Origin of the sequence: Vibrio sp. 10N.247.311.13 (genome assembly GCF_041467595.1) — a bacterium.
GTDB lineage: Bacteria > Pseudomonadota > Gammaproteobacteria > Enterobacterales > Vibrionaceae > Vibrio > Vibrio crassostreae_C.
On sequence record NZ_JBFSUX010000089.1, the window covers coordinates 1 to 11,120 of the forward strand.

12 protein-coding genes are annotated in these 11,120 nt (G+C 43.1%); 1 reads left to right on the plus strand and 11 read right to left on the minus strand.

What is annotated here, in order from left to right:
• Nucleotides 1-310: 310 nt before the first annotated feature.
• From AB6E52_RS21860 to dusA, 7 genes are all read right to left on the minus strand, one after another.
• A complete protein-coding gene (locus AB6E52_RS21860; protein WP_017059954.1) occupies nt 311-1,087 on the minus strand; it encodes a phosphoadenylyl-sulfate reductase in 777 nt (258 codons plus the stop codon).
• Complete coding sequence (gene cysI / locus AB6E52_RS21865; protein ID WP_102319862.1) at nt 1,080-2,807, minus strand: assimilatory sulfite reductase (NADPH) hemoprotein subunit; 1,728 nt, start codon at nt 2,805-2,807, stop codon at nt 1,080-1,082. Before cysI ends, AB6E52_RS21860 begins: the two co-directional genes overlap by 8 nt.
• The gene (locus tag AB6E52_RS21870) at nt 2,807-4,672 is read right to left on the minus strand and encodes an assimilatory sulfite reductase (NADPH) flavoprotein subunit (RefSeq protein ID WP_102319861.1); all 1,866 of its coding nucleotides are present in this window, start codon (nt 4,670-4,672) and stop codon (nt 2,807-2,809) included. The genes cysI and AB6E52_RS21870 overlap by 1 nt, the downstream gene beginning before the upstream one ends.
• A 123-nt stretch (nt 4,673-4,795) precedes the next feature.
• Complete coding sequence (locus AB6E52_RS21875; protein ID WP_004735813.1) at nt 4,796-5,026, minus strand: hypothetical protein; 231 nt, start codon at nt 5,024-5,026, stop codon at nt 4,796-4,798.
• A 201-nt stretch (nt 5,027-5,227) separates the two neighbouring features.
• Nucleotides 5,228-5,899, minus strand: coding sequence for a TIGR04219 family outer membrane beta-barrel protein (locus AB6E52_RS21880; protein WP_017059951.1), 672 nt, complete (start codon nt 5,897-5,899; stop codon nt 5,228-5,230).
• A gap of 135 nt (nt 5,900-6,034) precedes the next feature.
• Nucleotides 6,035-6,256: an envelope stress response protein PspG gene (gene pspG / locus AB6E52_RS21885; protein ID WP_017059950.1), complete on the minus strand. Its 222-nt coding sequence runs from the start codon at nt 6,254-6,256 to the stop codon at nt 6,035-6,037.
• A gap of 206 nt (nt 6,257-6,462) precedes the next feature.
• Entirely contained in the window at nt 6,463-7,467 is a 1,005-nt protein-coding gene (gene dusA / locus AB6E52_RS21890; protein ID WP_019822275.1) for a tRNA dihydrouridine(20/20a) synthase DusA, read from the minus strand.
• Between the two features lie 104 nt (nt 7,468-7,571).
• On the opposite strand from dusA, the gene AB6E52_RS21895 reads away from it, so the two are divergent.
• Nucleotides 7,572-8,642 carry a site-specific integrase gene (locus tag AB6E52_RS21895; RefSeq protein ID WP_102319780.1) on the plus strand — a complete coding sequence of 357 codons (1,071 nt, stop codon included), beginning with the start codon at nt 7,572-7,574 and terminating at the stop codon, nt 8,640-8,642.
• Nucleotides 8,643-8,656: 14 nt separating this feature from the next.
• Here the strand turns inward: AB6E52_RS21895 and AB6E52_RS21900 are convergent, their stop codons facing one another.
• From AB6E52_RS21900 to AB6E52_RS21915, 4 genes are all read right to left on the minus strand, one after another.
• Nucleotides 8,657-9,589 carry a hypothetical protein gene (locus AB6E52_RS21900; RefSeq protein WP_133151354.1) on the minus strand — a complete coding sequence of 311 codons (933 nt, stop codon included), beginning with the start codon at nt 9,587-9,589 and terminating at the stop codon, nt 8,657-8,659.
• Between the two features lie 272 nt (nt 9,590-9,861).
• A complete protein-coding gene (locus AB6E52_RS21905; RefSeq protein WP_102319778.1) occupies nt 9,862-10,080 on the minus strand; it encodes a hypothetical protein in 219 nt (72 codons plus the stop codon).
• Between the two features lie 36 nt (nt 10,081-10,116).
• The gene (locus tag AB6E52_RS21910) at nt 10,117-10,545 is read right to left on the minus strand and encodes a M15 family metallopeptidase (protein ID WP_102319777.1); all 429 of its coding nucleotides are present in this window, start codon (nt 10,543-10,545) and stop codon (nt 10,117-10,119) included.
• A 71-nt stretch (nt 10,546-10,616) separates the two neighbouring features.
• Nucleotides 10,617-11,042 carry a hypothetical protein gene (locus tag AB6E52_RS21915; protein WP_102319776.1) on the minus strand — a complete coding sequence of 142 codons (426 nt, stop codon included), beginning with the start codon at nt 11,040-11,042 and terminating at the stop codon, nt 10,617-10,619.
• Nucleotides 11,043-11,120: the final 78 nt, after the last annotated feature.

Genomic DNA, 11,120 nt, shown 5'->3' on the forward strand with positions numbered 1-11,120 from the left:
ACTTTCTAAAAGTAGAAGCGAATCATCGCTTAAAGCTAGTTGCCTTACTAACATTCTGCGCTGAAGCCTTGTGGCGTCTGCCGTGTCAGTGAGGCGGCATTATAGAGATGTTCATCACATTGGCAAGTGTTTATTAAAGAAATATACAAAAATAACGATCACATGGCGAATAAACACTCAAAGCCTTATTTGTGCAAGTTTAACTACAGAGTACTTACAAAATAACCACAGACTTATCCACAATTGATCTAATTTTCATCCTAGAAAACAAAAAAGCTGCCTCATGGCAGCTTTTTAAATGGCAACGAGTCTAAATCCCAGAACCATATTGCTCTCCATCATCTTCATGGAGACCACATTCGCGTTTCAACCCATTAAAACGAGTTTCCTCTTCAGTCATACCCGGTTCCCACTTCTTAGTTGTATGTGTATCTCCAACAGAAAGGTAACCCTGCTCTCGAAGCGGGTGATAACCGAGACCATGCTCTTCTAGGTAATAGTGAACATCTTTATTCGTCCAATCGATTACCGGCAAAAATTTAAACACACCATTTTGGATAGATAAGATTGGCAAATTTGCACGCGATTGAGATTGCTCTCTTCTTAAACCGGAAAACCATGTCCCAGCCTCGAGCTCATCCAACGCTCTTCTCATCGGTTCAACTTTATTAAGCTTGTTGTACTTCTCTATCCCTTCTATACCTTGATCCCAAAGTTTTCCATATTGCGCTTCTTGCCAATTAGGGCTCTGTTGGGCGCGAAAGACTTGAAGGTTTAGAGTCAACTTCTGACTTAACTCATCAATAAAGCGATAGGTCTCCGGAAATAGATACCCTGTGTCAGTCAAAATAACCGGAATATCTGGTTTTGCTTGGGTCACTAGGTGCAACATCAATGCTGCTTGGATTCCGAAACTAGAAGACACAACATGTGTCCCTTCTAAATTATCTAAAGCCCACTTAACTCTTTCTAATGCGGTTAGCTGCTCTAACTCTGCGTTGATTTGTCCAAGACGAAGTATTTGCTCCGTCTTAGTCAATGCGAGTAGCTCTGCTAACTTCAGTTTTGAAGCGACAGAATTATGCATGCAGATCCCTCTTTGAAATTATCACCTCTTCGATGATGCCAGCTCGGATTGTAAAATCACCGAACCCTTCATTGTCGTTACGTTCCGTAGCCCAACGTCCCACCAGCGAATCAATCTCTTCTAAGATCTGAGCTGAAGTGATGTTCTCTTTATACATCTTAGGGATACGAGTTCCGGCTTTGTTGCCACCTAAGTGCATGTTGTAACGCCCCGGAGCCTTGCCGACTAAACCAAGCTCAGCCAACATTGCACGACCACAACCGTTTGGACAACCCGTAATACGAAGGATGATGTTATCTTCTTCTGGTAATCCATGTTTTTTCAGAATGTCTTCAACATCCGTTACAAACTCAGGAAGAAAGCGCTCAGCTTCAGCCATTGCTAAAGGACATGTTGGGAATGCCACACAAGCCATTGAGTTTTTACGCTGCTCGGAAACGGCATCATCCATCAGACCGTATTGACGTGCCAGCTTTTCAATCTTGGCCTTTTGACTCGTCGACACACCCGCAACAATTAGGTTTTGGTTTGCAGTCATGCGGAAGTCACCTTTGTGGATCTTCGCTATTTCAGCAACACCTGTTTTCAGAGCTTTACCCGGAAAATCAAGTAAACGACCATTCTCGATGAATAACGCCAAGTGGTGCTTACCATCAATGCCTTCCGCCCAACCAATGCGATCACCACGGCCAGTAAACTCATAAGAACGGCTTTCAGAAAATTCTACGCCTGCACGCTTTTCTACTTCTGCTTTGAATACATCAATACCAACACGGTCTAGTGTGTATTTGGTTTTTGCATTCTTACGGTTTGAACGGTTACCCCAGTCACGCTGAGTCGTTACCACCGCCGCTGCTACATCTAACGTTTTATCTAATGGCACAAAACCAAAGTCGTCAGCTTTACGTGCATAAGTAGAGGTATCACCATGTGTCATAGCAAGACCGCCACCGACTAACACATTAAAGCCCACCAGCTTTCCGTCTTCAGCAATAGCAACAAAGTTAAGATCGTTAGCATGGACGTCCACATCATTTTGCGGAGGAATGACAACCGTCGTCTTGAACTTACGCGGTAGGTAGTTGCTACCAAGGATAGGTTCTTCATCCGTTGTTTCTAGTTTTTCACCATCTAACCAGATTTCTGCATAAGCACGAGTCTTCGGTAATAGATGCTCACTGATCTTTTTCGCCCACTCGTAAGCTTCTTGATGAAGTTCAGATTCAACCGGGTTTGTCGTACATAGAACATTTCGGTTTACATCACCCGCTGTCGCAATTGAATCAATGCCAATGCTATTTAGCGTTTGGTGCATCAACTTAATGTTCGGCTTCAAGACACCGTGGAACTGAAACGTTTGACGAGTTGTTAGACGAATTGAACCGTAAGAGGTACTTTCGTCTGCGAACTTATCAATCGCCAACCACTGCTTAGGGGTAATGATGCCACCAGGCATACGAGCACGAAGCATGACGTTATGTAACGGTTCGAGCTTTTGTTTGGTACGTTCGTTACGAATATCACGGTCGTCTTGTTGATACATACCGTGGAAACGAATCAACTGAAAGTTATCAGCAGTAAAGCCACCTGTTATGCGGTCTTGGAGATCTTGTTCAATCGTACCGCGTAGGTTATTACTTTCACGCTTAAGACGCTCATTGTCAGCCAAAGGTCCAAGTACTTGACCTAGCACTTCTTGCTCTATTACTTGCTTGCTCATTAGTACACATCCCTTTGGTAACGTTTCGCTTTACGTAAATCATTAATATATTGTTCAGCTTGCTCGCGGCTCTGGTTGCCATGCTTTTCCGCTATCGAAACTAACGCTTCATGAACATCTTTAGCCATTCGAGTCGCATCGCCACAGACATAGAGGTACGCGCCCTCTTGCAGCCATTGCCACACCTGCTCTGCTTGTTCGATTAAACGGTCCTGAACATAAACCTTTTCTTTTTGGTCACGGCTAAAGGCAACATCGAGCTTAGTTAGCGCGCCAGACTTGAGGTACTTTTGCCATTCAACTTGGTATAAGAAATCTTGAGTAAAGGTACGGTCACCAAAGAACAACCAGCTTTTTCCTTCAGCATCATTGTTTTCACGCTCTTGAACAAAACTGCGGAACGGTGCGATACCGGTACCCGGGCCGACCATGATGATTGGTGTATTGTCGTCTTGTGGTAATTTGAAGTTATTGTTGTTCTCAACAAACACCTTCACTTCACCACCCTCTTCAAGACGTTGAGCTAAGAAGCTAGAAGCTCCGCCTAAACGAGACTCTTCGCCTTTTTGGTATTCAACCAGACCAACCGTCAAGTGAACTTCTTCATCTACTTCTGCTTGGCTTGATGCAATAGAATAGAGACGCGGTGTCAGCTTACGTAACAGGCCAATTAACTCATCAGCCGATAGCTTAGTTTTCTTCTCAGCTAAAACATCGACAACTTGAGTATTACCCGCGTATTCACGAAGCTTGTCTTTATCTTCCACCAGCTTGATTAACTTCTTGCTGCCCGATAACTCAGCAAACTTAGTCACAAGTTGAGGGTTTGAAGTGGTAATCTCAAATTTACTCACTAGCGCACTATGGATAGATAGGTTGTCACCATCGACATCGACACTTTCGATACCCGATAACCCAACCTTAGAAAGAATCTGATTTGCGAGTTCTGAACTGTTTTCATACCATACGCCTAGCGCATCGCCGGGTTGGTAGGTAATGCCCGACTCATCAAGATCAATCTCGATATGACGAACATCTTTACCCGAGTCACGACCCGTGATCTTTTGACTGGTTAATAGTGTCGCTGTATATGGATTTTGTTTGGTGTATTGCGAATGACCGGCAGCTGCTTGGCCTACTGGTAACTGAACCACATCGGCTTCAGTGCCTGTCGATAGCGTCTCTTTTACTTGCTCTAATGCTTTAGCGCGCCATTCCGTTGCTGATTCTTCGTAATCAACATCACAATCAAGGCGATCGACAAACGATTTCGCACCAAGCTTAGCGAGGAAGCTATCGAAGTCTTTAGCCGTTTGGCAGAAGAACTCATAGCTTGAGTCACCTAAACCAATCACACCGTATTGTAGGTTTGATAATTTTGGCGCTTTCTTCGATTGTAGGAATTCATGCAACTCAATCGCGTTATCAGGGGCTTCGCCCTCACCATTGGTTGAAGCCACAAAAATGACGTGTGTCTCTTTGGCTAAGTTCTTACCTTTATAATCACTCGCATCGAAAAGCTCGACGGCGATACCTAAGGCTTTTGCTTCTGCCTCGAGCGATTCAGCGACGCCTTTAGCATTACCGGTTTGAGAAGCGAAGATAATGCTGAGCTTACCCGCTGGCTTAGCCGCTACTGCAGCGGCCGCTTGAGCGATTGGCGCAGCAGCACCGACAGGCTGAGCTTGGCTCACTCCCCAAAGGTATCCGCTGACCCATGCCAGTTGCTGTGAAGACAGTTCAGAAACAGTTTGCTGAAGATGACCTAATTGTTGGTCATTAAGTGGTGCTGCTAGCCCAGGTAACTCATTAGCCCCAGACTGTGCATTATTGTTTTGTGAAGACTCTTTCTTATTTAAAGACATGGTCACGACATCCCTAATCATTGCGTGACGATAGATTAACCACTCCTTTTAATAACAAGAAAGAATAGAAAAGTATGTTTTATAACTTTTTGGAAGTAAAAACCGATTGAAACGTAAATTGTCTTACTGGTTTTCAATGCGTACTTGCTGAAAGCCAACCGCCATTGCCGACTTAGATGCCAAGTCTAAATCCGCGTAATGACATTCTTCACCATGAACATCAGTAAGCAGAACGAAGCCACCACCCATATGACGAAACTCCACAACCCAAGACCCTTCTTGAATTGAGGGCTCTATGATGGCTTCAACTAACAGGTTTTCTCTATATAAATTTCTCAATTCATTGAGTGTCATATTCCATCCCTTGCTTTGACCTCACTACATAGACCTTATAAGAATAGACGCAAATTGGCTCTCTGTATTAAGGATGGTCGAAAGTGATGAATGTGCTAACTAATTCCAGAAAGATATATACTCAAGTAACCAATAGATATAAAAAACGCCACTTAATAAAGTGGCGTTCTTAAAATTCGTTCTAAATTTGCTTTATATGGCCTAGAAGCGCACTTCAGCACCAGCAAACCAACCATCGACCATGACAAAGCTCTTGCCTAGTTCTGAGCTAAAGAACTCATCCGAATCTAAATCGATAACACGGTAACCACCACGCAGGGCAATTTCAGATTCTGATACAGGAATTCGGTACTGAACACCTGCCATCAAATCCGTGCTCTTAATACCACTGCTATCACCGAACTCCATAGTACCAATGATATCGAAGTTGGTGTCCGGCACATTGATCTCTGCGTTACCGTAGAAGCTCCACGTGAACTCATCAAACGTCGATGTTTTCGCACCTGTTGCTTTTGGTTCAATGTAATTCGAGTTTGAGTATTGAGTAAACGTCACACCCGCATCGAAGTTCATCAGCTTGTGATCTAACAACGTGTAATAGAAGGTGTAATCGTACTTATCGAAAGCCAATGAATCTGCATCAACAGAAGTATAGCGAAAGCTAGCGTTTGGTAGCATCGGGGCATTATGCTCAAATGCGAAATACAACGAAGGTGAGTTAGAGTCATCATCTTGTCTAACTTCGTTTAGCTTTGTACTTCCCCACCACATATCGGCACCGACTTTAGCCGTGTAAGAAAACTCTTCTTCAGCAGACACTGCTGAACTTAAAGATAGCATTCCCACTAAAGCAATTAATGGCATTTTATTCATTTGAGATAGCTCCAATTCCATATCGTAGTGCTAATTGTATGCACATTCATAGATTATTGGGGAAAATTCTACCACACATCTTAAATTCTAAAACGATAAACCGCTGACGAGTAAAGATTTGACGGCACGATGACCTTAGTAACGTCTCTGGTTAGAACTGTGTACAAAATTTTTGAAAAACCACACACCGATTGCAATCACGATCAACCAAGGCAGTAACTTAAACACGACGCCCATCATACCTAAGACCAACATGACTAATAACGCCACTCCGGTTGCAGCCAATACCGTCATAAACGTAATACCAGTGACAAGTAGAGTCGCAACGAAAATAAGAACAAATATTAATTCAAACATAATGGTCTCCCTAATGAGTTAATGACCTATCTTTCCTACTTTCTAACATTGCAGCTTCCATACCAAGTATGCCAACCCTATAAAATCCTTATTTATCAGATAAATAAAAAGCCACACATCTTCATGCGTGGCTTTTCGGAAACTTATAGTGGTAAATTTAACCTCTAGTGGCGAATTTAACCTTAAGTTTTTAACTTAGAGGGAGCTTAAACATTTAGCTCTTTAGGGATCTTAGCCAATGCTGTTTGCATCACTTCAATACCTGCACCTTTCTTATGTGCGTTTTCACTGATGTAGCGACGCCATTGTCTTGCGCCCGGCATGCTTTGGAACAAACCAAGCATATGACGAGAGATGTGTCCTAAGCTTGCACCATTTGAAAGCTCACGCTCAATGTACGGGTACATTTCTTCAACCACTTGTGAGCGCTTCTTAATTGGCGTGTCTAAACCAAAGATCTGCTGATCAACTTCAGCCAAGATAAACGGGCTATGGTAAGCCTCACGACCAATCATCACACCATCAAGGTGTTGCAAGTGCTCTTTAGTTTGCTCAAGAGTCGTAATGCCACCATTCACGGCAATCACCAGATCAGAGAAATCTTTCTTGATTTGGTATGCACGATCGTAATCTAGCGGTGGGATCTCACGGTTCTCTTTCGGGCTAAGGCCACTCAACCACGCTTTACGCGCGTGAATAGTAAATTGCTCACAGCCACCTTTTTCAGAAACCGTCGAAACAAACTTAGTTAGAAACTCATAAGAGTCTTGGTCATCGATACCGATACGCGTTTTCACGGTAATTGGAATATCAGTGACTTCTTTCATCGCTGAAACACAATCTGCCACCAACTCGGGCTCAGCCATCAAGCATGCACCAAATCGACCATTCTGAACTCGGTCTGAAGGGCAACCTACGTTAAGATTCACTTCATCATAACCGCGTTCACCAGCAAGCTTGGCACAAGCAGCAAGATCAACCGGGTTTGAACCACCGAGTTGAAGTGCAAGAGGGTGTTCTTGCTCGTTATATTCTAGGAAGTCGCCCTTACCATGTAAGATCGCGCCCGTTGTTACCATTTCCGTGTACAGAAGAGTCTGCTGAGAAAGCAAACGGTGAAAGTAACGACAGTGGCGGTCAGTCCAATCGAGCATGGGTGCAACAGAAAGTCGGTTACTAGCGTATTTACTGGTTTTATTAGTGTTTGTCATGATTCAGCCTCAATTAATACTGTGCAAACATACAGTTAATTACCTAGAATTAAACGGAATTACTTCCTGTAGTACCCCTCAAGTACCCCTTTAGGAGTTGGACAATGGCAAGTTATACCATCGAGACCAGAAAGCTAAAAAGCGGTGAACCAAGGTTCAAGGTAACAATCATCGTTAAAAAGAATTCGCGCATTATACACAGGGAAAGCAAAACTCTAAAAAAGAAAGCACTCGCTAAAGCTTTCGGTAAAAAAAGGGTAGCTGAACTAGAAGCTCAAGGGGTACTCAATCAGCCAAAAACAGTCCCCCTTTCGGTACTCCTCGATATGTTCATGGCAGAGCGTGACCTTTGGGACAATACAGGCCGCACCAAACGTTATGTGATTAAGATGCTTAGAGATTGTGATATCGCCAAAGTTGATAGTAATCAGCTACGGACTAGCGACTTAATCGAGCACTGTAAAAATAGAAGAGGCGCAGGAGCCAAACCCGCAACGGTCTATCACGATGTTGCTTACCTCCGTTCTGTAATGAAAAAGTCTAAGCCTGTCTTCAACGTCGACACCAATCACCAGATATTTGATGAAGCCGTACCCGTCCTGATTGATATGGGATTAGTCGGCAAGAGTCAGAAACGAACACGTCGCCCAACGTCTGAAGAACTAAAACTCTTAAAGCTTGGATTAGAACAACGTGAATCTTTCCGGCCAAACGGCACAACTCGAATCCCATTCACCGACATTCTTGAGTTCAGCATTCTTACTTGTATGCGAATAGGTGAAGTCTGCAAGCTGCGTTGGGAAGATCTCAACCAAGAACATAAAACGGTACTGGTTAGAGATAGAAAAGACCCGAGGAAGAAAGAAGGTAATCACATGATAGTACCGCTGCTTGGCGAGTCATTTGCGATCGCACTAAAACAACCGAACAAGGGTGAGCTTATTTTTCCCTACAACTCGCGAAGTGTTAGCGCAGGCTTTCAAAGAGTGAGAAACGAGTTAGGTATTGAGGATTTGAGGTATCACGACCTACGAAGAGAGGGAGCAAGTCGACTATTTGAAAAGGGCTACTCAATTGAAGAAGTAGCTCAAGTAACAGGTCACCGAAACTTGAATATTTTGTGGCAAGTTTATACGCAGCTGTTTCCGCATAAGTTACATAACAAGGCTCAGTAATGAGCCTTTACTACCTACCCAGCTCTCATTTTATTCAGTTTTGAGTAAAAGGCCCTACCTTCTTCAGTGATGCTGTACTTACCAATATCGTTAGGTTTGTGAACCAAATTATGAAGTATCAACTGAACCATTGCAGAATCGAACAAATCACTCTTCAATCCAAAAGCTCCTTTATGCCGATCTTCTAAATACAAACCCTCTAAAATCCTTTTGTACCGATTTTTTGTATATTCATCCGCTTCAAAATAGAAACTAACATCACCACCTTCCTCTTTATTTTCATTAACTTCAGTACTTTCGTTCTCAAGGATTGGTTCAGGTGAATGACCAGTATTGAGCTCTAATACATTGTCATCATTTTCTAGTTCTTCTACTTTTTTCTCCAAATTCCGAATTGTATTGAAGAGCTCTTGTTGAGAATCATCTGCATCATCTCTTTCACTTAGCTTGTCTTTCAATGCATTATCAATCTGTCCTTGAAGCTCTTCCACTTCCATACGGTGCTTTACAATTAACTCTCGATTTTCCAACCGTAGTTGCTCATTCAGCAGCATTATTTTTTCTTTATCTTCAGCATCGATCAGTTCAGATTTTTGAAGCGTTTTCTTTTTGTTGTTCAGATCTATTTGTTTATTGTAACTATGCTCAAACACTTTATGAGCAAACCAAGGGAACATATAAATATAGAAAATAGTTGTCAATACAGGCAATACGTATACACACATCCAATAATTTGTGAGCCACGAAAAACCATCGGCTGAAAAGAACGGTTGAGAATAAAAATAATCTATCTCCCATACTTTCACCGCATAGCTAGTATTAGAAAAGAACAGCATTAATATTTTAAAGTTCCACAGAGTTAACGACACTGCTAATGAACCAAGCAATGGACTTGCAGTCCTATCATATAAGTAAGCTTTTATAGAAGTGTAAATATCTGAGACCAATGTTCTATCCAACCATGAGCAATTAATGGAGTAACCTCTCAAAACCATACAGATAATCCGTAGGTTAATGAATCGAAAGATTTGCATTCATTGCTATGAATCAAAAAAGCCCTACTAATTAGGGCTTCTACTTTCAAGTCGCGTCAAACGTTCATCCATTTTCTCCATCATCAAACGCAACCACTTAACATCAGTTTTGAGTGTAATACCTACACCAACCCCGCTCGATAACGCACTAACAACGGCGACTATTAGTGTTTGATACTCTGCCATTACTTGAACTCATTGCGTAGGGTTTCCCATAGGCCAAATACTATTGGAGCACTTGCGCCAATAATACCACCGAATTGAACACCATCTGCCGATACGCTTGCGGTGATAAGCTCAGGGTGACCAGCTACCAAAGCCGCTCCCACGCCAAGTAACGCTAAACCCTTTTTAGTGGATGGTTGGTCAAGGTCGATTCCGATTTTTTCTAGTAAGCTTTTCATAGTAATTTGCTCTTCCTTAAATACTTGATGGTGTAACTATGAGTAATGGGCTCTATCGAGTTCGATATGAGGACCATCTTTAAAGCTGACCCAATCACCGCCCCATACAATCGGAATACCTAACTCATCCGCTGCCTGTTTGAATGCCCAACTCACTTGTTCGTAATAACTAAAACCCCAAGTCACTTTGCCGTTTTCGTCGTACACAACAAAATCAACTGCGCAGCCCGATTGGTGACGGCTTTTTTTACTGTATCCGTCTAACTGGCTTGCTCCTTGTTTGAATAGAGCGTTCTGTTCCTCTGCGGTGCGCTTACCTGACGTAATGCCAAAATCAAACGGGGTTAGCTCAATAGCGCGGCGAACGACTCGCTTTAAATCACCGCGTACACCCATCATTTTGGCTTCACTTCTGGCTGACAGCGCAAAGCGGCTCACAGCTTTGTTAATGGTTTCCTTGTTCATTAAATACACTCCTAGAAAAATAGAACCGGTTAACAGTAGGCCTAATGCTTTTATGCTCATGGCTCAAAGCCCTAAAGGAAAAGGAGTTGAATGTTCAACTCTTCGCTTAGGGAGCCTCTAACGATCGAGTACACGTTAGGGTCTGTCGTCATGGCGGTATAGAGTGAGCCTTGAATAGACAGCACAAAGTCGCAGCTGATCCCATTAACCCACATCACAACCGTTCGACCATTGAGAGAAACATCACCAGAGAAAGAGAGTCTAACCACACCGCTCAATGCCGTGAGTCGCACGCACTCGTAGCCCTCTATGGTGACGGTCGGTGTTAAATTCCCGAACGCACCACTTTGATACCCAATGGCACTACCATTAAGGCCTCCTGTAAGCACAAAGAGCTGCGCATCATCTTCTAGAGTTTTTCGATAACCGCGATACGCCATGGCATTGGACACTTTAAAAAAGCCGCTTTCGCTGTTTGGCGTTGGTGGGAGGCTCATCGTGATGCTTTCAGCTTGTCGCCGGCTTTGTTTCCTAATTGGATCTCAGATAGAAACGGCCAGTATGGGTGATTATTA